Here is a 24,446-nt window from a genome sequence, read left to right as displayed (position 1 = left end):
CATCACCGGATGGTCTTGATGGCTTGGATCTGGGGCGTTGCGTTCGCGGCCTGGGTCAGGGTGCGCACAATGGCGCGGCGCGCCAGCGGGATCTTGAAGGCGTTGTGCGTGGCGGCTTTCGCATCGCTCAGCAGGATGTTCGCAGCGCGGCCGAACGCCTGGGGATCCGGCGCCTGCCCGCGCAGCGCGGCTTCGGCGGCCTCATTGCGCCACGGCTTGTGGGCGACGCCGCCGAGCGCCAGGCGCGCCTCGCCGATGCGGCCGCCGTCGAGCTCGAGCGCAGCGGCGACCGAGACCAGCGCGAATGCGTAGGACAGGCGATCGCGGATCTTCAGATAGCTGTGATTCGCGGCGAAGCCCTGCGGGGGCAGCTCGATCGCGGTGATGATCTCGTCGACGCGCAGCGTGTTGTCGAGATCCGGCCGGTCGCCGGGCAGCCGATGGAAGTCCGCAAGGGCGATGACCCGCTCGCCCGAGGAGCCCGCGACCTGCACCTTGGCGTCGAGCGCGGCGAGCGCCACGCACATGTCGGAGGGGTGGGTCGCGATGCAATCGGCGCTGGCGCCGAGGATGGCATGGCCGCGGTTGAGACCGTCGACCGCCGAGCAGCCGGCGCCGGGCGTGCGCTTGTTGCAGGGCGTGGCGACGTCATAGAAGTAGGCGCAGCGCGTCCGCTGCAGCAGATTGCCGCCGGTCGAGGCCATGTTGCGCAGCTGCGCCGATGCGCCGGCGAGGATCGCGCTCGCCAGCAGCGGATAGCGGCTCTCGATGAGGGGGTGATAGGCGAGCGTGCTGTTCGGCACCAGCGCACCGATCCTGACGCCGCCGGCGCTCGTCTCCTCCACATTCGTCAGCGGCAGGTAGCTGATGTCGATCAGCTGACGCGGCTGCTCGACGTGATACTTCATCAGGTCGATCAGGTTGGTGCCGCCGGCGATGAACTTGGCCTCCGGCGTCGCCGCCTTGAGCCTGACGGCCTCGGCGACATCGCTGGCGCGCGCGTAGTCGAAATTGTTCATCGGCTGCCTCCCATCGCCTGCTCGATGGCGCCGACGATGTTCGGATAGGCGCCGCAACGGCAGATGTTGCCGCTCATCAGCTCGCGGATCTCGTCCTTCGTCTTCGCCCTGCCCTCGGCGATCAGGCCGGCGGCCGTGCAGATCTGGCCCGGCGTGCAATAGCCGCATTGGAAGGCGTCGTGATCGATGAAGGCCTGCTGCAGCGGGTGCAGCTCATCACCCTTGGCGAGTCCCTCGATGGTCGTGATCTCGGCGCCGTCTTTCATGACCGCGAGCGTCAGGCAGGAGAGCACGCGGCGGCCGTCGATCAGCACGGTGCAGGCGCCGCATTGGCCGTGATCGCAGCCCTTCTTGGTGCCGGTGAGGTCGAGATGATTGCGCAGGAGATCGAGCAGCGTGGTCCAGGGTGCCACCGACAGCGTGTGCGACTGGCCATTGATCTGAAGCGTGACGGACAGAGGGGCAGGCTTTGCGGTGGACGCGGCGCTCTGGCGCGGTGGCGGCGGGCTCATGCGGGGTCTCCGTTGACGGACCCGCATCAACCCGCGATGGCGCGAATGGTTCTTGGCAATTTTCGAACAGCGGACAGCAGGAATTGCTCAGCCGGCACGCGCAGAATGTGCACGGCAGAACCGCTTGCCGATCAATCGTTTCGTCAACCAGACTCAGGCGGCGCGGCCGAGCCACGCCCGCATCTTCTGCGCCAGGCTGCGGCGTGGCGCACCATCCAGCGCCTCCGCATCCGCGGCGGCCACGTCTTCGCGCGGCGCGGCGGCTTCTGCGCCGGCATTCGGCACGTCCGACGGCCTGTCCTTATTCGGGCTGCTTTCGGCATCCGGCGCGGCCTTGCTCGGCACGAGCGACTTGATCGCTGCGGCCACGGCCTCGATACGCTCGAGGTCCGCCGGCTCACGCTCACTTGCAGCGGGTTCGGCCGCCATCGGGACCGGGTGGGCCTCCACCGGCACTGCCGCCGGATCCGAAGCAGTCGGTTCGGATTGACCGAGGTCGGGCGCCGCAGCCGCGAGCACGGCTTCGGCGGGCTGCTCGCCCGGCACGGCGATCGCGAGGTCGGCGATCTCCGGAGCCGGCGCTGGGGCGGGCTGCTCCACGACCCGGCTGCGGCGCTTCCTGGCGGTTGCAGGCTTTGCCGCGACCGCCGCCGTCTCCGCTGCGACCTTCTCGACCGGCTTCTTGTCAGCGGCGGTCTTCGCCGCCACCTCGGGCGCTGACTTCGCCTTGGTCTTGCGGATCAGGCCTGCGAGCGCGTACGGCCCGACGGTCTCCAGGAACGTCTTCTCATGATCGCGCGACAGCCGCCCCACCGCCGCATCGAGCGGCAGCCAGTCGACGGCGCGGACATCGTCCATGAGCGGCTGCGACGGCTCGCCGGCCGCTTCCATGCGCCAGTAGTGCACGACCTTGGCACGCGTGCCGGTATCGTAAACCAGGGTGCCGAGGAATTCATGCACGGTGACCTTGTGGCCGGTCTCCTCCAGCACCTCGCGCCTGGCGGCGTCGCGCGGCGTCTCGCCGTCGTCGAGCTTGCCCTTCGGCAGCACCCATTCGTCGCGCTTGCGCAGGCGCACGACCGCGATGCGCGGCGGCTGTTCCCGCCGCAGCACGATGCCCCCTGCCGCCATGATCGGCGCTCTCGCCATCGCCTCTCCCGAGCCGCAACGACCGCAACTCCCGCGGTCTGATTCGTCAGTTGAACGCTCCGATATAGGACTGCGCAACGCCGAAATCGAGATTCCGCAAGCGTGGACCTGACATTCATCCGGCGGCGACGCGCCTGCGCCACAGTGGCTGTCCGGCCCGGATGCGGGCGCCTTCCGCCACATCGCGGCAGAATGTGAAGTCGCCGGGCGCGAGCAGGATGATGGTGGAGCCGTGCTCGAACCAGCCGAGCTCGTCCCCCTTGCGCACATTGTTGTTACAGGCGTAGGCGAGCGGCCGCTCGGTCTGCGCGTTCAATACGCGGTCGAGCGCATGCAGGCGGATACTCGCCACCAGGATCGCCGCCACCGGCACGATCGTGAACGGCTCGCCGGAGGCAAGATGCGTGCGGATCACCGCGCGCTCGTTCTTGCAGAACAGCCGCTCGACCCGCTTCAGCGCGATCGGATTGACGTTCCAGACATCGCCATGGATCAGGCTGACATGCTCGATCGTCATGTCGGCCGGCGCGTGGAAGCGGTGATACATGCTCGAGGTCAGACGCAAGGTGACGAAGCTGCCGTTGCGATGGGTCTCGACCACGGCCGGATCGGCGACGAGCTCGCGCAGCGAATAGGGCGCGCCCTTGATCTGGTAGAGCTCGCCGTCGCGGATCAGGCCGTGGGCGCCGATGATGCCGTCGGACGGGCTGGTGACGATGGCGGGATCGGGATCGAACGGCCGCAGGCCGGGCTTCAGCTCGCGCGTGAAGCAGGCGTGCAGGCTCTTGAAGCGGCTCTCCTTGGCCTCGGAGAGATCGAGGTCGGAGAACAGCTTCCACAGCGCGATCGACGCGTCCCGGACGAGCGGGTTCTCGATCTTGGAGAACCAGCCCATGAAGCGGGTCAGCGCGGCGCGCGGCACGCGGTTGGTGAGCAGGAAGTTGAGGTCTTCCTGTTGGGTGACGGAGGCGATCAGGCTTTTGACTGTCATGAATCTGTCAGCAGGAGGGGTTAGCGCTTTTGGACATGATGGAAAACTCGATTCCTTATGTATCGCTCGCCGTTGGCGCTGCCGTGACGGCCGCCATGGCCCCGAAGGTCAAGGCCCGCATCGAACTGTCGCGCGCCAAGCACCGCTCGCTGGCCGGCCATTCCAAGATGTCGCGCCGGATCTCCAGGCTGATCCCGCGCTATGAGTTCGAGATCGACGACTTCTTCCGCTCCGACGGCGCACCGCAGGCGATCGCCACGAAGCGCCAGGACGGCTTCTTCCGGCTCGGCGCGCTGTTCCAGGAGAAGTTCGCCAAGAGCCGCGCGCTGACGGCGGAAGCCGCAAGCCGCATCTCCGACCTGCAGTTCACCCAGAGCTACCGGGTCCCGTTCCAGTACAGCCGTCTGGTCAAGGAGCAGCTCGGCGCCGGCTCGTTCATGCAGGCTTCCTCCGGCGTGACCCTGACCGATCTCGACGGCAACCGGTTCTACGATCTCACCGGCTCCTACGGCGTCAACATCTTCGGCTATGACTTCTACAAGGAGTGCATCGCGGCTGCCGAGCGGCGCGCGAGCGCGCTCGGCCCGGTGCTCGGGCTCTATCACCCGGTCGTCGCCGACAACGTGAAGCGCCTGACCGAGCTGTCCGGCATGGACGAGGTCTCGTTCCACATGTCCGGCACCGAGGCGGTGATGCAGGCGGTGCGGCTCGCGCGCTACCACACCGACCGCACGCATCTGGTGCGGTTCGCCGGCGCCTATCACGGCTGGTGGGGCGACGTGCAGCCCGGCGTCGGCAACCCGATCGCGCCGCACGAGACCTACACGCTGGCCGAGATGTCCGAGCGCACGCTGCACGTCCTGCGCACGCGGCGCGACATCGCCTGCGTGCTGGTCAATCCGCTGCAGGCGCTGCATCCGAACGGCAATGCGCCCGGCGACTCGGCGCTGGTCGATTCCTCGCGCAAGGGTCGCTACGACCGCGAAGCCTACACCGCCTGGCTGAAGCAGCTGCGCGAGGTCTGCACGGAACGCGGCATCGTGCTGCTGTTCGACGAGGTGTTCCTCGGCTTCCGGCTCGCGCCGGGCGGCGCGCAGGAGTATTTCGGCGTCAAGGCCGACATGGTGACCTACGGCAAGAGCCTCGGCGGCGGCCTGCCGATCGGCGTTGTCTGCGGCAAGCGCGAGCTGATGCGCCGCTTCCGCGACGACCGCCCGGCCGACATCTGCTTCGCCCGCGGCACCTTCAACTCGCATCCTTATGTGATGGCGGCGATGGACGAGTTCCTGAGCCGGCTCGACAGCCCGAACCTCCGCGCCTTCTACGACGGCCTGGATGAAACCTGGAACGGCCGCGCCGCGCAGCTCAACGCCGCGCTGGCCGAGCACGACCTGCCGGTGCGCGTCTCCAATATGCATTCGATCTGGCTGGTCGAATACACCGTGCCGTCGCGCTACAATTGGATGCTGCAATACTACCTGCGTGCCGAGGGCCTGGCGCTGAGCTGGGTCGGCACCGGCCGCTTGATCTTCAGCCTGAACTACACCGACGCCGATTTTGCCGAGGTGACGAAGCGCTTCGTCTCGGCGGCCGAGAAGATGAAGCAGGACGGCTGGTGGTGGAACGACGGCACGCTCACCAACAAGGCGATCAAGCGGCAGATTCTGAAAGAGATGCTTGGCGCCGTGGTCAAGCGCTGAGCTCGCTGCCACCCTCCCCTGGAGGGGGAGGGTCGCCTCACGAGACGCGCAGCGGCGCGTGAGGCGGGGTGGGGTGATCCCTCGACGCAGTTCAGTGATCGTGGAGAGATCACCCCACCCCGACGCCCGCTGCGCGCGCGTCGACCCTCCCCCTCCAGGGGAGGGTGGCACCGCCGCTTCGGCTTCTGGCGCGATCGATCTCACTTTGGCCTTCCCACAAACACCGATGCCCGGGACCGGCCCGGGCATCGCGCAACTCTGACGCAGCGGCCGGCTCAGGCGTGCTGCTCTTCGAGGCCTTCGTTCATCAGGTGCAGGCCGGGGTCGATCAGTTCGCCACGCAGCAGCGCCAGCGGAGCCGCGCGGTACTGCATGAAATCGTTGAACGGGTCGGTGATGATCTTGGTCATCCAGACGAGACCGGTCTCGACGTCGCGGATGAAGAACAAATGGATGGTGCGGAACAGCAAGCCGCCGATGCCGATCACGAGCCAGAGCTTGGCAGTCTCGCGCACGAAGTCCATCGCCGAGGTCCAGGGCGGCAGCAGGCCGAACAGGGTCGGCTGCAGATAGAGCACCACGGGGGCCGCGGCCCAGATCGACATCAGCACGACCTTGCGCTGCAGGTTGTAGCCGACCTTGATCTCTTCCTTGTGCTCGTGGGTCGCCTGGTTGACGTGGTCGTAGCCCTTCGGCTCGAAGAAGAAGTGGCCCGCCTGGCGCGAGGTCATCGACACCAGCCAGCCGATCAGCGCCGAGACCAGCGGATCGAACACCATCATCACATAGGCGATCATGAAGCTGAGCGCGCTGACGAAGTGGAGGCTCTGGTTGATACGGCTGTGATGATAGTAGCGATGGTCGTCCCAGCGCTGGATCCGCAGCTGTTCCAGGAAATGCTTGATCATGGTTGCTCCGAAGAATGAGTTGCAGGTCGTTTACAGGGATTCGGTGTAGATCGCATGACATCATCAAGATGTCATGCGATCGGACGCAGCGAAACGTTTCGGACGACGTAGAACGTCGCAGGGCGATAGAGGGCGGCCGCGGCTTCAGGCCGCGGCGGCACGCTCCAGCTTGCGGAAGCGGACCAGCGAGAAATGGCCGAGCGGCGGGATCAGGCGGCGCTCGACCAGCTCCATGCGCTCGGCGCCGGCGAGCCAGCGCAGGTAGCGCGACCAGCCGAACTCGGCGGTACGGAAACCGAGCCGGCGCACCACCGGCTGCAGCGCCTGCTCGATCACCCGGCGCAGGCCGTCATCGGCGCTGACGCGGGTCAGGATGATCAGTTCGCCGCCCGGGCGCAGCACGCGCGCGAACTCGTCGAGCGCGACTTCCGGGTTCGGCACGGCGGTGACGACATATTGCGCCATCACGACATCGAACGAATCGTCGGCAAAGTCGAGCTGCTCGGCATCCATCACCGCGAGACCCTCGACGTTCTTCAGCCGCTGGTCGGCGACGCGCCGCATCGCCTTGCCGAGCATCGCCTCGGAGATGTCGGTGCCGAAGACGCGGACATGCGGCGCATAGAGCGGCAGCGAGATGCCGGTGCCGACGCCGACCTCGAGCACGCGCCCGCCGAGCTTGTTCGTGGCTGATATCGCGGCCTTGCGGCCCTTCTCGAACACGCCGCCGAACACGAGGTCGTAGATCGGTGCCCAGCGGTCATAGGCCTGCTCGACCTGCTCGCGATCGAAGTCGAGCTCCCGCGCGCCGCCGAGCTTCATGGTTTCTGCCATCGTTACATCTCACTTGGGTTTGGAATTGATGGAGTGACGCAAAGTTCGCCGTCAGCCGCGGACGGCGCTCTGACCGGCCAGCACCGGGGTCGGACGCACGACGCGGGACGGCTGCAGCACGGCGAGATTGCCGATGAACTGGCGCGCGCTGTTCTCCCAGGAGCGGTCGAGCGCAAATGCCCGGCAGGTCTCGCGCGACATGGTCAGCGCCTTCAGGCAGGCGGCGCGCAGGTCCCAGTCGATCGCCCCGATCGGATGATCGGCGATGACGTCGAGCGGACCGGTGACGGGGAAGGCCGCGACCGGCGTGCCGCAGGCCAGCGACTCCAGCTGCACGACGCCGAACGTATCGGTCAGGCTCGGAAACACGAAGACGTCGGCGGCCGCCATGTGCGCGGTCAGATCGTTGCCGGTCTTCTCGCCGAGGAAATGCGCCGCCGGGAAGCGACGCTCGAGCTCCGCCTTCTGCGGGCCGTTACCGATCACCACCTTCGAGCCCGGCAGGTCGAGCGACAGGAAGGCTTCCAGGTTCTTCTCGACCGCGACGCGGCCGACGGTCATGAACACCGGACGCGGCAGATCCAGCGCGACCGGCGCGTCCGGATTGAACAGCTTCGTATCGACGCCCCGGGTCCAGAAGCCGAGCCGCTTGAAGCCGCGCGACGCGAGGTCCTGCTTCAGCGAATTTGTCGCGACCATGGTCATCGCGGCGGCGTCGTGGAAGCGGCGCATCACCCAATAGCCGACGGCATCGGGAATGCCGGTGCGCACAGCGACGTACTCCGGAAAGCGCGTCGTGTAGGACGTCGTGAACGGCAGGCCATGGCGCAGGCAGTAGCGGCGCACCGCCCAGCCGATCGTGCCTTCGGTGGCAATATGGATCGCATCCGGCGCCGCCGCCTCGATGCGCCGGGCGATCTCGCGGCCGTTGGTCACGGCGAGCCGCAGGCCCGGATAGGTCGGCACGCCGAACGACGGAAAGCCTTCCGGCGTGAGGAAGGTGATGTCGGCGCCGAGGCCGGCGGCCGCGCGAGCCAGCGAGGTGAGCGTGCGCACCACGCCGTTGACCTGCGGGTGCCAGGCGTCGGTTGCGATTAAGATCCGCATAAGGCGATCCGGAAAGTTGCAGCGATTCTGAACAGCCGCAAATTCCGACATTGTTATTTCAGGCGTGTGACGTCATCGAACTGTCGAAGGGTCTTTTTGCCCGCCAACTGCTGTTTTCCCCGCGATCTGTGGCTGTCCCGCGCGGCTGCTGTCGTGAAACCGTCATGAAACAAACGGTTAAGCCGACGAAACCTTTTTGCGCGCAGCGCGCAAACGCAACGAAACTTTTCTCCCCTATGAGTTGCAGCATCGGGCGCGGGTCAATGCGCCGCAGAGAATGATGACAGGCAACTGATTTTGACGACGCCGGTCGAGACAAGCACGGCGCGCACCAAGCGATCAAACGAGGGGACGTCCATATGTTCACGTCAGGCACAGTCGGTTCGCGATCCCGCATCCTGTTCGCTGCGCTGATCGTCGGTACGTTCGCTGCGGCAACGCCGACGCAAGCCGCGCCTCCGGCCCCGCTCCCGTTCCCTTTCCTGCTGCCGCCGCCGATGGCGACCTACGAGCCGCCGGCAACGACGCCGCAACTGATCACGCCGCGCGAGGACGAGGCGACCGCTTATGAGATGCCCGCGCGCCTGCGCCGCCAGGTCGTGAGCTACGCCACCCGCGAGGCACCCGGCACGATCATCATCGACACACCAAACAAGTATTTGTACTACGTGCTCGGCAGCGGCCAGGCGATGCGCTACGGCATCGGCGTGGGCCGCGACGGCTTTACCTGGTCCGGCGTGCAGTCGGTGACCAGGAAGGCGGAATGGCCGGACTGGACGCCGCCGCCGGAGATGATCGCGCGCCAGCCTTATCTGCCGCGTCATATGGCCGGCGGTCCCGGCAATCCGCTCGGCGCCCGCGCGATGTATCTCGGCGGCACCGTCTACCGCATTCACGGCACCAACGCGCCCGAGACGATCGGCACGCATGTGTCGTCGGGCTGCATCCGTCTGACCAATCAGGACGTGATCGACCTCTATGCCCGCGTCAGCGTCGGCGCCAAGGTGATCGTGCTGCCGATGGAGCGCCGCGCCGATCTCGGCCGCATGACCCGCTGACCTGCGCGGGCCGCACCGCTCGTTCCTTCTCCCGGATCCTCCCTGACTGGACCGCCGAGGCCCGAAAGCCGCGGCGGTCATTTCTTTGCGCGCATGCCGCCGTTCACCATCACGGCCGATTGATGATGGTCCGCGTCATGGGCTGCCCTGGCGCGCCTCCGTCCGGCCCTGTAAGCTCAGCAATCTTGTATTAACCGCGATCTCGCCGCTTCCGGCATGGGCCGGCGCGGCAGTTGGAGTCCGTGGATCCGACATGAACCTTCCGACACCGCGACCGGATTGGCAGAGCAGGCCGCATCCGCTCGCCCCGAAAACGCAGCCGCCGCCGCGGCGCTCGCCGCCCCGGCTGCGGCTGATCCTGATCGGCGCCGCCGGCCTTGCCGCCGTCGTGCTGATCGGCATCATCATCGTGGAGGTGTTTCTGTTCTCGGGCAGCACGCCGGCGCCGCAGCTGACCCAACTGCCGCCGCTGCCGCCGGCCACGCGCAACTCGATCATCATGACGCCGGTCTCGATCTCGCTCGGCGCGATTCGTGACGCCGCCGAAAAGGCCACGCCGCGCAATTTCTCCGGCAAGGCCGACAACCCCGTCAACCAGATCCTGCAGAATGCCGACATCGGCTGGACGGTCGCCCGCGGCGCCATCGCCGCCACCGGCACCCAGGACACTTTGTCGCTGACGACGCCGCTCTCGGGCCGGCTGAACGTCACCGGATCGCTGTCCGCCAAAGCGACCGGCGCGCTCGGCGACGCCATCGGCGGCCTGCTCGGCGCGGATGCCGCCAAGCAGATTGGCGGCATCAACATCAAGAACCTGAACGCCACCGCCGACATCAGGGGCAACGTCCTGATCGCGATGCGGCCACGGCTGGCCGCCTCCTGGTATGTCGAGCCGAACTTCACCGCCCAGGTCAATCTCGGCGACACCGCGCTGACCGTCGCCGGCGCCCGCGTCAACGTGCCCGCGCAGATGAAGCCGGTCATCGACAAGACCGTCAACGACCAGCTCAGCGCGCTCAGCGACAGGCTGCGCAAGGACCCGACCATGCGGCGCGTGGCGCAGGCGCAGTGGGCCCGCGCCTGCCGCTCGGTGCCGCTTCAGGGCACCACGCCGGGACTGCCCGCCGTCTGGCTCGAGATCAAGCCGACACGGGCGCTGGCCGCGCAGCCCGCGATCGATGCGAACGTCGTCAGCGTCACCATGGGGATCGAGGCGGAGACCCGGGTCACGGCGGCCGAGACCAAGCCGGAGTGCCCGTTCCCGGACAAGATCACGATCGTTCCGCCCACCGCGGGCACCGTCAACGTCGCGGTTCCGATCGATGTCCCATTCACCGAGCTCAGCAAGCTCGTCGACTCGCAGCTCGCCGGGCGGACGTTCCCCGAGGACGGCTCCGGCCCGGTCACGGTCACGGTGAAGCATGCGACCGTCGTGCCCTCGGGCAACCGGCTGCTGATCTCGCTGCAGGTGAAGGGAAAAGAGAAGGAGAGCTTCTTCGGCCTCGGCGCCGACGCGACGGTGCACATCTGGGGACGGCCGATGGTCGATCAGGCGCAGCAGATCCTGCGGCTGTCCGACCTGCAGCTCGCCGTCGAATCCGACGCGGCGTTCGGCCTGCTCGGCGCCGCCGCGCGCGCCGTGGTGCCACATCTGCAACGCGCGCTGCTAGAGCGGTCGGTGGTCGATCTCAAGCCGTTCGCCGACAATGTCCGCGACAAGATCGCGACCGCGATTTCCGAGTTGCAGAAGAACGAGAACGGCATCCGCGTCGACACCGACATCAACAACCTCGCTTTGACCGACATCGCCTTCGACGCCACCGTGCTGCGCGTGATCGCCTCGGCGGAGGGCACGATGTCGGTTCGAGTCAATACATTGCCAGGACTGTGACGGGCCGTTTCGGAACGTCGCATCCCGTCGCTGCACGCGTTTGCGGACCGTGCAACGACCGGCAATGATTCAATCGGACCTGCCCTGGTCTGGCGACACTTACGAATGTCCGCGCCGTTTCCGGTAACCCGATGCAGCCGTATCGCGCGAGCGTGCGGCGGCCCCGAGGCCATACGTTTCGCGAGGCTTGACGCGCCCTCACGAATTCCGCAACACGGCGCAGAGAGACGTTGTCGGGCCCTTTCCGCGCGCCCGTCGCAGGAAATATTCCGTAACAAAATTCTTCGCAAAACGCCGCGATTCTAGGTCACTTGTCGGTATGGCCCAGACACAACCACACATTCTTGTCGTCGAGGACGACCGCGAGACGCGGACGCTGATCGCGAAATATCTGCGCAACAATGCCTGCAACGTGACCACCGCGACCGACGGCCGCGAGATGACCCGCATCATGGGCGACCACCGTGTCGATCTCCTGATCCTCGACGTCATGCTGCCCGGCGAGGACGGCCTGACCTTGTGCCGCAAGCTGCGCGCGGAATCGCAGGTGCCGATCATCATGCTCACCGCGCGCGGCGAGGACGTCGACCGCATCCTCGGACTGGAGATGGGCGCCGACGACTATCTGCCAAAGCCGTTCAATCCGCGCGAGCTGCTCGCCCGCATCAACGCGGTGCTGCGCCGGCAGGCGGCCGCGATGACGGCGAGCGCAACCGAAGGCGCGACGGCGCTGAGCTTCCTCGGCTGGACGATCGACTTCCGGCTGCGCGAACTACGCAATCCCGAAGGCGCACGCGTCGCGATGACGAGCGCCGAGTTCGATCTGCTCCGCACCTTCTGCGAGCGGCCGGGCCGCGTGCTGTCGCGCGACAGCCTGCTCGACCTGACGCAGGGCCGCAGCGCCGGCTCGTTCGAGCGCTCGATCGACGTGCTGGTCAGCCGCATCCGCCGCAAGATCGAGCCGGACCCGCAGGAGGCCACCATGATCAAGACCGTGCGCTCCGGTGGCTACATGTTCACACCCGTCGTCGAGGTGGTGACTGGCCCGCAAAGCCATTGACCGGCCCGATCGAATGGCGATGTCATGATGTCGTTCGGCTTTCTCAACCTCAAGGGAATCCGCGGCCAGATCACGGCGCTGGTCGCCATTTCGATCGTGGCGCTCCATGCCATCATCACGGCGACGTTCCTGATCTATCGCGCCGAGCAGCCCGACCCCGAAAACGAAGTCGGGCCACTTCAGCTCGCGACCGCCATCCGCATTCTTGGACGCGCGCCCGCTGCCGAACGGCCTCGACTGATCTCCGACATTGCCCGCGCCTATCCTGAGTTCGAGCTCAAGCCTCACGTGGGGCCTCTGCCGGGTGATTCCGGCCGCCGGCGCGAGCCGGCCGGCCCCGACGTCGAGGCCGGGACCGGTGGCGACGAGCGCCGCCCGGCCCCTCCGGAGCTCGCCGACGGACGGCCTCACGGTCCAGGCGGCTTTCGTGGCCTTGGCCCAGGCTATCGCGTCTTCATGCCGCCGCCCGGCTCCCAGACGCGCACCGTCATCTTCGCTCTGCCCGATGGCAACATGGTTTCGGCTCGAATGGCCGACCGGCCGCACCGGCCACCGTTCTGGGGCGCCCCATGGCTGACGACGATCATGTTCGCGCTGATCAGCACGACACTGCTCGGCCTGTGGGCGGCCCGCGCGCTGACCTCACCGCTGTCGAGCTTCGCCAAGGCTGCCGAGAGCTTCAGCCTCGACGGCGATGCCACTGCCCTGCCCGAGCGCGGACCGGAAGAGATCCGGTCGCTCGCGCGCGCCCTGAACCGTATGCGCCAACGCATCACGGCGCTGATGAACGACCGGACCAAGATGCTGGCGGCCATCAGCCACGATCTGCGGACACCGCTGACCCGCATGCGGCTGCGCTGTGAGTTCGTCGAGGACGAGCTGCAGCGCAATCGCATGCTGGCCGATCTCGATCAGATGCATGCGATGCTGGGCTCGGTGCTGTCATTCCTGCGCAACGGCCGCAAGCTCGAGCCGATGACGCTGGTCGATATCGCGAGCATCCTGCAGCTCGTCGCCGACCAATTCGCCGATGTCGGCCACAGCGTCACCTATATCGGCCCGGCGCACGCGATGGCGACGGTGCGTCCCGACGACCTGATGCGTTCGGTCACCAACCTGGTCGAGAACGCCGTGAAGTACGGCAAGGAAACCGTCATCAGACTGGTGGCGTCGGGGAAGTGCCTGACGATCGACGTGGAGGATGATGGACCCGGGATCGCCGATGCGCGCAAGCCCGACATGCTGGAGCCCTTCGTGCGCGGCGACGATGCCCGCAACATGGACGAGGCCACCGGGTTCGGCCTGGGCCTCTCGATCGCGAAGGCGATCGTGCAGGCGCATGGCGGCGAGCTGTCATTGCACGATCGCAAGCCAAGCGGACTGATCGCCCGCATCGAGCTGCCGCTCGGCCAGACCACCTTGCGCCCCGCAGCATGACGCGCGAACGCGCCCGGACGGATCCGGGCGCGCCGCTTGGGCAGTCAGCTAGACGTCAGTGACGCCGTTTACTCCGAGTACTTGAACTCGGGCATCGACTTCAGCTGGTCCTTGGTGGCGTTGATCATCGCATGGTCGGGATACCAGCGATTCTTCGAGGAGCTCATCGACGAGGATGACGAAGTGCCGGTGGCGGCGCCGGTCGTCGTGGCCGGCGGCGTGGTCGCCTTGCCCGAGGCCGGAGCGTTGGAGGCGGTGTTGGCCTGAACCGGCTGGTCCGAGAACTTGATCTGGTCGAACGAGACAGCGACGAGGTGCTCACCCATGCCGAGGAATCCGCCGACGCCGATCACGACGCCCCTGACTGCGCCGCTCTTGTCGATCAGCAGATCGTCGATCGAGCCGACATTCTCGTTGTTGTTGTTGTAGACCTTCACGCCGACGAGCTTGGAGCTGCGCCAGTCGCCCTGATAGGACACGACGGTGGTGTCGCTCTTGATCGTGGTGTTGGTTGTGGTGGTGGTGCTCTCCGCAGCAAAGGCGGCGGTCGCGAGCAGCAGGGAACCGGCGAGGCCGGCCGCAACAGTCTTCATCATCATGTGGTGTCTCCTCTAGGTGGATGGTGACGAGAGAACGGCAATGGACAGTCGGCGTTCCGCGGGAACCACGATTTCGTCATGCTGCGCGACAAGCAGCCTCAGTGCGCCGCGGCAGTGTCACTTTGTGACGTTCGGGGGATCCGGGTGACGTCGCTCACATCGCCAAGCCGCACCGCCGCGCCTAGCACGGGAGCCCGACTAACAGGTCTACATTGGCTGGAGCTGGTGTAAGCCTATTGCTGCTAGCTCGGTTTCACCTCTCCCCCGCCTGCGGGGTGGGTCGGATTGCATCGCCAGTTGCGATCCGGGTAAGAGGGTACAGATCTCCCCATCGGCGCTTCCCGTGGGTCTGCCCTCCCCCCCAACCCTCTCAGCGCGAGCGAAGCTCGTCGCGCCCCCGTAAGAACGGGGAGAGGGAGCCGACCGTCAGCGCTGCAACGTCCCGCAATAGTCAATCGAGCCTACGCCGCCATCGCGCCGTTCTCGTCGACGGACTCGGCATAGAAGGCGATGGTTTCGTAGCGATAGTCGCAGAGGCGGCAGTGCCAGAGATAGGCGGTGCGGCGGCCATCCTTTTCGACCCAGGACGGCAATGCGATCGCCTCGCCACATTGGGCGCAGGGATTGTTGCGCGGCAGATCCACGACGCGAACCGTGGATGGCATCGCGTCGATATCGAATGAATGGTCGATGCTGGGTGAATGATCGTCGGCTGCCTTCACGGCCATGACGCGCTCCCTCTCTGTTCAGTCTTCTTGAATGAGTCAGGCATGCTGTCGAACTGACGGCCCTGATCTTAGCCGCGCGGCGGTTGTTTTGCACGCGCCGGGATGCCGCGCGACATCCGACCTCACGGAGATGGGATCAACGCGTTTGATTCAATTGCCGCCGGAGAGACCGCCGGTTCCGCGACATGACGGGCATCCGCCTTGCGCAGATGGATGGTGGCGATGTCGTCGGCATAAACCTTCTGCCAGCCGTCGACGTGATCGAGCAGCTTGGTCGCAGCACTCTGCGTGCGCAGCAGGGTCGCCTCGATGTCGTAGTCCTTGAGCAGGCGGAACAGATTGTCCGGCTCCATCAGGCCGGACGCGGCGTTGTGATCGACGAAGAACTTTTCGCCATAGAGCTCGGTGCGGCCGTCGATGAACGGCGCGACACCGGCTGAGATCAGGTAGCCGCCGAAATCATAGTCATTGAGAACCCGCGTGAGGTTGAGCTTCTTCAGCTCGGTCACGGCCGCGACCGGGGTGCCGCGCATGTTTGGCGTGTAGTTCAGGATCGAAGCCGAGGCGACCGTGCCGGCGCCGAGCGCGAGCATCACTGCCGCCGTCAGCGCCGCTCCCGACGCGCGCCCCGGCGGCAGCACGGGCGACGCGTCCGCCTGCCGCGCCAGCGGTGCGGCGAGCACCAGCGGACCGACCAACGCCAGGATCTCCGCCGCGCGCGCCTGCGCCAGCGCCATGTGCAGCAGGCCGAGCAGCATCAGGATCCGCACCGGAGGCAGCCTGAGACCATGGAACAGCGCGAACCCGATGGCGATCAGCAGGCAGATCTCGAACGGACCGAGCCCCTGGAAATCGGTCGCCTTCCATTCCACGATCAGCGGCAGCGCCTGGCCCAGCGAGAGGATCTTCTGCGACGCCAGCAGCGCATTCCAGCCATAGGGCGTGCAGCAGCTCGCCGCCAGCGCGAGCGCGGCAAACCCGGCCCAGCGCAGCGCCAGGCCGGCGCGGACCGAGCGATCGGCATTCACCAGCGCGTCGAGCGCGGCGGGCGCGATGAAGAACAGGCCGAACACGAATCCGCCATGCAGATTGGCCCACAGCGCGATCAGCGGCACCAGCTGCCATGGCGGCGCGGCCCTGCGATCGGCCGCATCGACAAGTCCGGCGATCCAGGCGACCAGGATCGGAAACGCCAGCACATGCGGCCGCGCCAGCAGATGCGGCAGGCAGAGCAGGAACGCCGCGACCACGAACACCAATGTCGTGGCGTCGCGCAGATGCCGGCCAAGGGCGCGCGCGAACAGCGCGAAGGACAGCGCGGTCGCCGAGGCCGCCAGCACCACCGGCCCGGTCCAGCCGGCGAACGTGTAAACGGCGGCATAGGCGACCTGCGCCAGCCACTGCGTGGAGATCCAGGGCGCGCCGCGCATGGTGAAGGAATAGACGTCGACCTCGGGGACCGCGCGATGGTCGATGATCCACTGCCCCACCGTGATCTGCCACAGCGTGTCGGGATCGTTGAGCAGCCGGTTGCCGGAGATCAGCAGCAGCGCATAGACGCCGGCGCCGACCCATAGTGGCAGCAGCGCCTGCGCGCGCCCGGCGGTCGCTTCGGTGTGGGTGACGGACAGCGTCATCGCGGCATGGCCCCGTTGGCGGAATTGCTCCGCCAGCCAAGCATGCACGGCATAATTCGCGGTAAACCGCCGGCGCATCCGGACCCGACCGGGCGTCTTCGCCCCATTGTTGCCACATTATCGCCCGGCGTTTGCACCAATTACGGTGTGCAAAGTGTAAAGCGCGTGCTGGGGGGCTACTCGGCATGCGTGTGGTTCCCGGGGGATCCTGACACATGAGACGTCTTGTGCTCACGGCCTGCATTGCAGGCTTCGCGATGGTTGGTCCCGTGCCGTTCGCAATGGCTGCCGATGATGCGAGCAGCGCATCGGACAGTGCGGCCAAACCGAAGGCCGGCAAGGTCAAGCTCGCCCATGTCCGCTCTGACGGAACCAGGGAGCTGGCGGCACGCAGCGCGGTGACCAAGGCCGCGCGCGAGGTCGAGGCGATCGAGGCCGTCAGCAGCGCCGACACCTCGCCGCCGATGGACGCCAATGCCTCAGCACCCGCCGACACCGATGCCATCCCGGCCGCTGCGGCCGAGCCCCGCGAGGCCGAGCGCAAGGCGGCCGAGGCCAAGCCGCGCCACATCGACACCGGCCATCCGCACATCGACGCGCTGGTGGCGGTGCACGCCGCCGCCAACAACATTCCGGAATCGCTGATCCACCGCGTCATCGTGCGCGAGAGCAAATACCAGAAGGACCTGGTCGGCCGCTGCGGCTGCATCGGCCTGATGCAGATCAAGCTCGGCACCGCGCGCGGCCTGGGCTACACCGGCGACGCACAGGGCCTGCACGATCCGAACACCAATCTCACCTATGGCGTGCGCTATCTCGCCGGCGCCTATCGTGCCGCCCGCGGCGATCACGACCGCGCCGTGCTCTACTTCGCCAGGGGCTACTACGAGGAGGCCAAGCGGCAGCGCCTGGCCGACGCGCGGCCCGCCGGCCGCTCCGAGCGGACGAGCGGCCCGCTCGACATCACCCCGAAGATTGCAACCGGCCGCCACGCGCGGGCGCACTGATCGCCATTGGTTCCAAGGGCCACCGGCTTTGTCTTTCCGTGACACTCCGTTGACACGGGGGGATATCGGTCTATTTTAAGTGCGTTCCGAGGGGAGCTCCGAGGGGAGCTGAGATACCGCAGCGTGATGCGGTGACCCTTTGAACCTGATCCGGGTCATGCCGGCGAAGGGACAGGGATGCAGCAGACAACCACGCGCGGGGATGTCCCCGTTTCCATCATCGGTGCGGGCATCGCGGGTGCCTGGCAAGCCTTGCTGCTCGCGCGCGCGGGCCGCGAGGTCACGCTGCACGAGCGCAGCGACGCCGATCTGATGCTCTCCACCAGCCATTGGGCCGGCGGCATGCTGGCGCCTTATTGCGAGAGCGAGGTCGCCGAGCCGATCATCAGCCGGCTCGGGCTCGCCTCGCTCGACATCTGGCGGCGCGAGCTGCCGGACACGCCGTTCAACGGTTCGCTGGTGATCGCGCATGCCCGCGACCGCGCCGACTACGACCGCTTCGCCCGCCGCACCTCCGGCTATCAGCGGCTCGACGCGCAGCAGCTTGCGGCGTTGGAGCCGTCGCTGGAGGGCCGCTTCCGCGAGGGCCTGTTCTATCCGACCGAGGGCCATGTCGAGCCACGCCGCGTGCTGCCGAAGCTGCATCAGCGCATCGTCGAGGCTGGCGGCCGCGTGCTGTTCAACAGCGACGTCACGGCTGATGATCTCGACGGCCTCGTGATCGACTGCCGCGGGCTGGAGGCGCGCGACGCCGAGCCCGAGCTGCGCGGCGTCAAGGGCGAGATGATCCTGATCGAGACCGCCGAGGTGCAGCTCGCGCGGCCCGTGCGGCTGATGCATCCGCGCTTCCCGCTCTATCTGATCCCGCGCGAGGACAACCTGTTCATGCTGGGGGCGACGTCACTCGAGGCCGAGGACACCGGCGTCAGCCTGCGCTCGGCGCTGGAATTGCTCGGTGCCGCCTACTCGGTGCATCCGGCGTTCGGCGAGGCGCGCATCCTCGAATTCGGCTCGGGGCTCAGGCCGGCCTATCCCGACAATCTGCCGCGCATCACCATCAAGGGCGAGCGCGAGATCCGCGTCAACGGCCTCTACCGCCACGGCTTCCTGATCGCGCCGGCGCTGGCGCAGGCGACCTTGAACTATCTCGCGCACGGCCAGATCGACAACGAGGTGATGCGATGCGCGTGACCGTTAATGGCGAGGCCCGCGACATCAGCGCGACCAGCGTCGCCGCGCTGCTCTCCGAGCTCGACTACGAAGGCACCCATTTCGCGATCGCGCTGAACTACGACGTGGTGCCGAAGAGTCGCTGGGCCGAGACGCAGCTCAAGACCGGCGACGAGATCGAGATCATCACCCCCCGGCAGGGAGGGTGATGCTCATGGAGCTCGCGCCACAACCACCACTGTCATCGCCGGCTTTCGCGGGGATGACAGGCTTCGTTGCGGCGACCACCGTCCGACATGACGGAGACCATTGATGCCCACCTTCTACGACAAGACTTTCGCCTCCCGCCTGCTGATCGGCACCGCGCTCTACCCCTCGCCTGCGATCATGCAGGACGCGATCCGCGCCTCGGGCGCGCAGATCGTCACCGTGTCGCTGCGGCGCGAGGCCGCCGGCGGAAAGACCGGCGATGCGTTCTGGAAGCTGATCAACGCGCTCGATGTCACCGTGCTGCCGAACACCGCCGGCTGCCGCAGCGTGCGCGAGGCGGTGACGACGGCGAAGCTCGCGCGCGAATTGTTCGGCACGAGCTGGATCAAGCTCGAAGTGATCGGCGACAACGACACCCTGCAGCCCGACGTGGTTGGTCTCGTCGAAGCCGCTGATATCCTGATCAAGGACGGTTTCGAGGTGTTCCCCTACTGCACCGAGGATCTCACGGTCGCGATGCGGCTGGTCGATGCCGGCTGCAAGGTCGTGATGCCCTGGGCGGCGCCGATCGGCTCGGCCAAGGGCATCATCAACCGCGACGCGCTGAAGCTGCTGCGCGACCGCCTGCCCGATATCACCCTGGTGGTCGACGCCGGCCTGGGCGCGCCGAGCCACGCGGCGGAAGCACTTGAGCTCGGCTACGACGCCGTGCTGCTCAACACGGCGATTGCCAAGGCTGCCGACCCGGTGGCGATGGCCCGCGCCTTCCGGCTCGGGGTCGAAGCCGGCCGCACCGCCTACGAGGCCGGGCTGATGGACGCCCGCGATTTCGCCTCGCCCTCCACCCCTGTCGTTGGGACACCGTTCTGGCATGCCGTATCCTGATCGCTTCTATCCCGTCGTCGACAGCCTCGCCTGGGTCGAGCGCCTGACCAGGCTCGGCGTCGGCACCGTGCAGCTGCGCGCGAAGGACCTCAACGACGGCGAGGCGCTGCAGATCGTCACCGACGCGCTGGCGATCACCAAGGGCACGGCGACGAAGCTGATCGTCAACGACTACTGGCGCGCCGCGATCGTTGCCGGCGCGCAGCACCTCCATCTCGGCCAGGAGGACCTCGCCGACGCCGACGTCGCCGCGATCAAGGAGGCCGGCCTGACGCTCGGCCTCTCGACGCATGACGATGCCGAGCTGGAGACCGCGCTCGCCGCCAAGCCCGACTATGTCGCGTTGGGGCCGATCTTCCCGACGACGCTGAAGGCGATGCGCTTCGCCCCGCAGGGCATCGCGAAGATCGGCGAGTGGAAGAAGCGTGTCGGCACCATCCCGCTGGTCGCGATCGGCGGCATCAAGCTGGAGCAGGCCGCGGAGATCTTCGCCGCCGGCGCCGACTCCATCGCCGTCGTCAGCGACGTGACGCAGAACCCCGACCCCGACGCCCGCGTCCGCGCGTGGCTCGATGCGACCAAGGAGCCGGCATGATGCGCGCGGATTTTGCGAATGCGTCTGAGAATTGTTGCAGGAGATCACCTCCGCGAACGCGGTGTGCCCCCCTCCCCCTTGCGGGGAGGGGTCGGGGGTGGGGGTCCACGCGCACAGCTCTCCATGTGACGTCACGTCCGGCACGCTGCAGCTCTAAGGAATCGCCCACTCATCAGCATCGCATTCCGGGCACCCCCACCCCCAACCCCTCCCCGCAAGGGGGAGGGGGGCGCACTGCACTCGCCGCAAGACCTCCCGCCAACACATCGCCTCTGAACGCCGGGCGCTTTGGCCGGAATAACAACAATTGAGAAGGAGGATCCCATGAACATCCGCTCCAATCCCGACACCACCCTGCCCGCCGTCACCACCGGCCCGCTGCCGTCCTCGCGCAAGATCTACGCAACGCCGGACTCCGCGCCCGACCTGCGCGTGCCGCTGCGCGAGATCATCCTCTCGGAAGCGGCCTCCGAGCCGAACCTGCCGGTCTACGACACCTCCGGTCCCTACACCGATCCGACCGTGACGATCGACGTCAACGCCGGCCTGTCGCGCGCCCGCACCGCCTGGGTGCGCGAGCGTGGCGGCGTCGAGGAGTACGAAGGCCGCGACATCAAGCCCGAGGACAACGGCAATGTCGGCGCCGACAAGGCCGCAAAGTCGTTCACCGCGCATCACAAGCCGCTGCGCGGCCTCGACGGCCACAAGATCACCCAGCTCGAATTCGCCCGCGCCGGCATCGTCACCAAGGAGATGATCTACGTCGCCGAGCGCGAGAATCTCGGCCGCAAGACCCAGCTCGAGCGCGCCGAAGCTGCGCTTGCCGACGGCGAGAGTTTTGGCGCATCCGTGCCCGCCTTCATCACCCCGGAGTTCGTGCGCGACGAGATCGCGCGTGGCCGCGCCATCATTCCCTGCAACATCAACCATGCCGAGTTGGAGCCGATGATCATCGGCCGCAACTTCCTGACCAAGATCAACGCCAATATCGGCAACTCGGCGGTGACATCTTCCGTTGAAGAGGAAGTGGACAAGATGGTGTGGGCGATCCGCTGGGGCGCCGACACCGTGATGGACCTCTCGACGGGCCGCAACATCCACACCACCCGCGAATGGATCCTGCGCAACTCGCCGGTGCCGATCGGCACCGTGCCGATCTACCAGGCGCTGGAGAAGTGCAACGGCGATCCGGTCGCGCTGACCTGGGAGCTCTACAAGGACACCCTGATCGAGCAGTGCGAGCAGGGCGTCGACTACTTCACCATCCACGCCGGCGTGCGTCTCGCCTACATCCACCTCACCGCGAGCCGCGTCACTGGCATCGTCTCGCGCGGCGGCTCGATCATGGCGAAGTGGTGCCTCGCGCATCACAAGGAGAGCTTCCTCTATACGCATTTCGAGGAGATCTGCGACATCATGCGCAAGTATGACGTCTCGTTCTCGCTCGGCGACGGCCTGCGTCCCGGCTCGATCGCGGATGCCAACGACCGCGCCCAGTTCGCCGAATTGGAAACCCTCGGCGAGCTGACCAAGATCGCCTGGGACAAGGGCTGCCAGGTCATGATCGAGGGCCCCGGCCACGTGCCGATGCACAAGATCAAGATCAACATGGACAAGCAGCTCAAGGAGTGCGGCGAGGCGCCGTTCTATACGCTGGGGCCGCTGACCACCGACATCGCGCCGGGCTACGACCACATCACGTCAGGCATCGGTGCAGCCATGATCGGCTGGTTCGGCTGCGCCATGCTGTGCTACGTGACGCCGAAGGAGCATCTCGGCCTGCCCGATCGCAACGACGTCAAGACCGGCGTCATCACCTACAAGATCGCCGCCCACGCCGCCGATCTCGCCAAGGGCCATCCCGCAGCGCAACTGCGCGACGACGCCCTCTCCCGCGCCCGCTTCGAGTTCCGCTGGACCGACCAGTTCAACCTCGGCCTCGACCCGGACACGGCCAAGAGCTTCCACGACGAGACCTTGCCGAAGGAAGCCCACAAGGTCGCGCATTTCTGCTCGATGTGCGGCCCGAAATTCTGCTCGATGAAGATCACCCAGGACGTCCGCGACTACGCCGCGACGCTGAATGATCCAGCCACCGTCGGCATGACCATCAGCGGCACCATCGAGGACGGCATGGCCCAGATGAGCGCCAAGTTCAAGGAAATGGGCGGCAGCGTGTATCTGGATGCGGAGAAGGTGAAGGAGAGCAACAAGGCGTTGTCCTGAAGCCCGCTCAGTTCCACTCTCTCCGTCGTCATGGCCGGGCTTGACCCGGCCACCCATCGAAGCCGGGCGCAAGCCCGGCTTTCTTGTTTGAGATCTGCTCGGTCCTTCGATTTCGCAATTGATGCGTTGGTTGCCGCTTGTTGCGACAATGACGGAAGCTCGCTGATGTCCGCCTTCTCAATTTCAGCGACAAGGAACGGTCGACGAATGCAGAAACAGCCTCCTTCACGTTCCCAATCCACAACTATCCGCAAGGAACGCGAGTAAGTAAATCCAAGGGATTAGGTCAATTTCGGTTTAGTGGCCCGTTAAACCGACCGCCAACTAAGTTATTTCATCATTGTACTTTGTAGGAAAGGACATCACCTTCGCGGCGAAAGAAGCAGGAGAATCTGATGTCCGGACGGTCTTCCCGCGAGCCAAAGCAGCACTGGTTGTTCGGTCTAGCCGCCTGCCTGTGGCCGGTCGCCTTTGCACTAGTAGGAATTTTCGGTAGCCTGCCGAAATCCACTGCCCAGGTCCTAGCGCGTGCTTTGCGCCTCTTGTGAATAGTTACGAGATCGAAATGGACGTCCCATGCCCATCCACCACATCCCCGCCCCACCCCACATCAAAGCCCCGCCGCTGTCGTTTGGCACCCGGATCGGCGACCTCCTCTTCATCTCCGGCATTCCCGGCTTCGATGCCCACGGCAACCTGCCCGACGACTTCGACGCGCAGTTCGCCAATGTCGTGACCAACTTCACTCGCGTCCTGATCGAAGGCGGCGCGACCATCCGCCAGTTGGTCAAGGTCAACGTGCTGCTGACGCGAGCCGCTGATGTCGCGACCATGAACCGACTCTATGCCGCGGCGTTCGGGCCGGCACCCTACCCCGCGCGCACCACCTGCGTGGTCGCAGCGCTGCCTGATCCGAAGATGTTGATCGAGATCGAGGGTGTCGCGGCGGTCGCGAAACGGTAGGGTGGGTTAGCGGACGGCAACCGACGATCTCTCCACGCTCGCACATGGCTGAACGCCGTTCGCGTAACCCACCATTCCAGGCGGCGGGTTACGCGCCCTGGCAAACATTCCCTCCGCGGTGAAATCGTCCCGCGGGCGCTAACCCGCCCTACGTTCTGCCCGATCCGAAGATGCTGATCGAGATCGAGGGTGTCGCGGCGCTCGTCGTAACGTGAGCTGGTCAGGCCGAGGGCGTTGCGCGATCCGCTTCGGCGCGCGCGAATGCCCCCCACCCGACCGTCGACCGACCTACGGCACGTTGATCTGCTTCCTGCTCGTGGCGCCGATCACTTCGATCCCCTTCTTGCCGCGCACGTGTGTGATGTCGAGGACAACGTGATACGGCGCGGTCTGCGGCAAGCCGATGCCGCTTTGGCAGCCGACCACCTCGATGCCCCAATATTCGGGTTGCCGGATATAGATCAGCGGATGCAATTCGACCTTCATCGTGACCCAGGGCTTGGTGCCGGTGACGATCAGGAAGTAGGTGTTCGGAACGATGCCAGGCACCACGGTCGCGCTGTCGAACGTGATGATCCTGCATGAGGTGGACTGAGGCAGAGCCTCGAATGACTTGATATGCGCTTCTTCCATGACAAGCTCCGTTGAAATGAAACTCAAAAATTGGCCGCGCTCAAACAATCGCGGATTTTAGACTTCAATTCCGCGATTTACAACCAATGATTGTCACTCCGTGTTGGTGACACCGACACCGTCGTGG

At 66.3% G+C, this 24,446-nt stretch carries 23 protein-coding genes and 1 riboswitch; of the genes, 12 read left to right on the top strand and 11 right to left on the bottom strand.

Annotated features, from left to right (window positions below):
* Positions 1–2: 2 nt before the first annotated feature.
* The 4 genes from ACQR1E_RS14220 to asd form a co-directional block, all read right to left on the bottom strand.
* Positions 3–1,019 carry an FAD binding domain-containing protein gene (locus ACQR1E_RS14220; RefSeq protein ID WP_316171695.1) on the bottom strand — a complete coding sequence of 339 codons (1,017 nt, stop codon included), beginning with the start codon at positions 1,017–1,019 and terminating at the stop codon, positions 3–5.
* Positions 1,016–1,531: a (2Fe-2S)-binding protein gene (locus ACQR1E_RS14215; RefSeq protein WP_434897190.1), complete on the bottom strand. Its 516-nt coding sequence runs from the start codon at positions 1,529–1,531 to the stop codon at positions 1,016–1,018. The genes ACQR1E_RS14220 and ACQR1E_RS14215 overlap by 4 nt, the downstream gene beginning before the upstream one ends.
* A 153-nt stretch (positions 1,532–1,684) precedes the next feature.
* Positions 1,685–2,680: an NUDIX domain-containing protein gene (locus tag ACQR1E_RS14210; RefSeq protein ID WP_315827100.1), complete on the bottom strand. Its 996-nt coding sequence runs from the start codon at positions 2,678–2,680 to the stop codon at positions 1,685–1,687.
* A 115-nt stretch (positions 2,681–2,795) separates the two neighbouring features.
* Positions 2,796–3,671, bottom strand: a complete 876-nt coding sequence (gene asd, locus ACQR1E_RS14205) for an archaetidylserine decarboxylase (protein ID WP_316167593.1) — start codon at positions 3,669–3,671, stop codon at positions 2,796–2,798.
* Between the two features lie 35 nt (positions 3,672–3,706).
* Here asd and ACQR1E_RS14200 point away from each other — a divergent pair, with 35 nt between their 5' ends.
* Positions 3,707–5,371 carry an aminotransferase class III-fold pyridoxal phosphate-dependent enzyme gene (locus tag ACQR1E_RS14200; RefSeq protein WP_434897189.1) on the top strand — a complete coding sequence of 555 codons (1,665 nt, stop codon included), beginning with the start codon at positions 3,707–3,709 and terminating at the stop codon, positions 5,369–5,371.
* A gap of 275 nt (positions 5,372–5,646) precedes the next feature.
* Here the strand turns inward: ACQR1E_RS14200 and ACQR1E_RS14195 are convergent, their stop codons facing one another.
* From ACQR1E_RS14195 to ACQR1E_RS14185, 3 genes are all read right to left on the bottom strand, one after another.
* Positions 5,647–6,279 carry a hypothetical protein gene (locus ACQR1E_RS14195; protein WP_316194340.1) on the bottom strand — a complete coding sequence of 211 codons (633 nt, stop codon included), beginning with the start codon at positions 6,277–6,279 and terminating at the stop codon, positions 5,647–5,649.
* Positions 6,280–6,423: 144 nt separating this feature from the next.
* Positions 6,424–7,113 carry a class I SAM-dependent methyltransferase gene (locus ACQR1E_RS14190; RefSeq protein ID WP_434841290.1) on the bottom strand — a complete coding sequence of 230 codons (690 nt, stop codon included), beginning with the start codon at positions 7,111–7,113 and terminating at the stop codon, positions 6,424–6,426.
* A 51-nt stretch (positions 7,114–7,164) separates the two neighbouring features.
* Complete coding sequence (locus ACQR1E_RS14185) at positions 7,165–8,220, bottom strand: glycosyltransferase family 4 protein (protein WP_315717808.1); 1,056 nt, start codon at positions 8,218–8,220, stop codon at positions 7,165–7,167.
* Between the two features lie 359 nt (positions 8,221–8,579).
* Between ACQR1E_RS14185 and ACQR1E_RS14180 the strand changes: the two genes are divergently transcribed.
* From ACQR1E_RS14180 to ACQR1E_RS14165, 4 genes are all read left to right on the top strand, one after another.
* A complete protein-coding gene (locus tag ACQR1E_RS14180) occupies positions 8,580–9,278 on the top strand; it encodes a L,D-transpeptidase (RefSeq protein WP_315717809.1) in 699 nt (232 codons plus the stop codon).
* A 253-nt stretch (positions 9,279–9,531) separates the two neighbouring features.
* Positions 9,532–11,169 (top strand): DUF4403 family protein, encoded by a 1,638-nt coding sequence (locus ACQR1E_RS14175; protein WP_434897188.1) that lies wholly within the window; start codon positions 9,532–9,534, stop codon positions 11,167–11,169.
* A gap of 319 nt (positions 11,170–11,488) precedes the next feature.
* Positions 11,489–12,229, top strand: a complete 741-nt coding sequence (locus ACQR1E_RS14170; protein WP_315717811.1) for a response regulator — start codon at positions 11,489–11,491, stop codon at positions 12,227–12,229.
* A 24-nt stretch (positions 12,230–12,253) separates the two neighbouring features.
* Positions 12,254–13,666: an ATP-binding protein gene (locus ACQR1E_RS14165; protein ID WP_434841291.1), complete on the top strand. Its 1,413-nt coding sequence runs from the start codon at positions 12,254–12,256 to the stop codon at positions 13,664–13,666.
* A gap of 68 nt (positions 13,667–13,734) precedes the next feature.
* Here ACQR1E_RS14165 and ACQR1E_RS14160 read toward each other — a convergent pair whose 3' ends face one another.
* The 3 genes from ACQR1E_RS14160 to ACQR1E_RS14150 form a co-directional block, all read right to left on the bottom strand.
* Positions 13,735–14,265: a PRC-barrel domain-containing protein gene (locus tag ACQR1E_RS14160; RefSeq protein WP_316194335.1), complete on the bottom strand. Its 531-nt coding sequence runs from the start codon at positions 14,263–14,265 to the stop codon at positions 13,735–13,737.
* A gap of 461 nt (positions 14,266–14,726) precedes the next feature.
* Positions 14,727–14,993, bottom strand: a complete 267-nt coding sequence (locus tag ACQR1E_RS14155) for a hypothetical protein (RefSeq protein ID WP_315717814.1) — start codon at positions 14,991–14,993, stop codon at positions 14,727–14,729.
* 122 nt (positions 14,994–15,115) lie between these two features.
* Positions 15,116–16,630, bottom strand: coding sequence for a hypothetical protein (locus ACQR1E_RS14150; protein ID WP_434897187.1), 1,515 nt, complete (start codon positions 16,628–16,630; stop codon positions 15,116–15,118).
* 215 nt (positions 16,631–16,845) lie between these two features.
* On the opposite strand from ACQR1E_RS14150, the gene ACQR1E_RS14145 reads away from it, so the two are divergent.
* The 7 genes from ACQR1E_RS14145 to ACQR1E_RS14115 all read left to right on the top strand — a co-directional run bounded on the left by ACQR1E_RS14145 (position 16,846) and on the right by ACQR1E_RS14115 (position 23,686).
* A complete protein-coding gene (locus ACQR1E_RS14145) occupies positions 16,846–17,637 on the top strand; it encodes a transglycosylase SLT domain-containing protein (protein WP_434897186.1) in 792 nt (263 codons plus the stop codon).
* Positions 17,638–17,716: 79 nt separating this feature from the next.
* Positions 17,717–17,827, top strand: a riboswitch (TPP riboswitch).
* Positions 17,815–18,828, top strand: coding sequence for an FAD-dependent oxidoreductase (locus ACQR1E_RS14140; protein WP_315717817.1), 1,014 nt, complete (start codon positions 17,815–17,817; stop codon positions 18,826–18,828). It overlaps the preceding riboswitch by 13 nt.
* Complete coding sequence (gene thiS / locus ACQR1E_RS14135; protein WP_315750253.1) at positions 18,819–19,016, top strand: sulfur carrier protein ThiS; 198 nt, start codon at positions 18,819–18,821, stop codon at positions 19,014–19,016. Before ACQR1E_RS14140 ends, thiS begins: the two co-directional genes overlap by 10 nt.
* A 103-nt stretch (positions 19,017–19,119) precedes the next feature.
* Positions 19,120–19,902 (top strand): thiazole synthase, encoded by a 783-nt coding sequence (locus ACQR1E_RS14130; protein WP_315717819.1) that lies wholly within the window; start codon positions 19,120–19,122, stop codon positions 19,900–19,902.
* Positions 19,889–20,497: a thiamine phosphate synthase gene (locus tag ACQR1E_RS14125; protein WP_315717820.1), complete on the top strand. Its 609-nt coding sequence runs from the start codon at positions 19,889–19,891 to the stop codon at positions 20,495–20,497. Before ACQR1E_RS14130 ends, ACQR1E_RS14125 begins: the two co-directional genes overlap by 14 nt.
* Positions 20,498–20,821: 324 nt before the next feature.
* Positions 20,822–22,723 (top strand): phosphomethylpyrimidine synthase ThiC, encoded by a 1,902-nt coding sequence (gene thiC / locus ACQR1E_RS14120; RefSeq protein ID WP_316193141.1) that lies wholly within the window; start codon positions 20,822–20,824, stop codon positions 22,721–22,723.
* Between the two features lie 576 nt (positions 22,724–23,299).
* On the top strand, positions 23,300–23,686 hold the full coding sequence (locus tag ACQR1E_RS14115) for a RidA family protein (protein ID WP_316171686.1): 387 nt from the start codon (positions 23,300–23,302) through the stop codon (positions 23,684–23,686).
* Between the two features lie 288 nt (positions 23,687–23,974).
* Here the strand turns inward: ACQR1E_RS14115 and ACQR1E_RS14110 are convergent, their stop codons facing one another.
* Complete coding sequence (locus tag ACQR1E_RS14110) at positions 23,975–24,319, bottom strand: hypothetical protein (protein ID WP_315827112.1); 345 nt, start codon at positions 24,317–24,319, stop codon at positions 23,975–23,977.
* Between the last annotated feature and the right edge of the window lie 127 nt (positions 24,320–24,446).

It is taken from the genome of Bradyrhizobium sp. HKCCYLRH1030 (assembly GCF_051168395.1).
Taxonomy (GTDB): Bacteria; Pseudomonadota; Alphaproteobacteria; order Rhizobiales; family Xanthobacteraceae; genus Bradyrhizobium.
The sequence above is the reverse complement of the archived record's forward strand: the minus strand, read 5'-3'. Positions and strand labels throughout refer to the sequence as shown.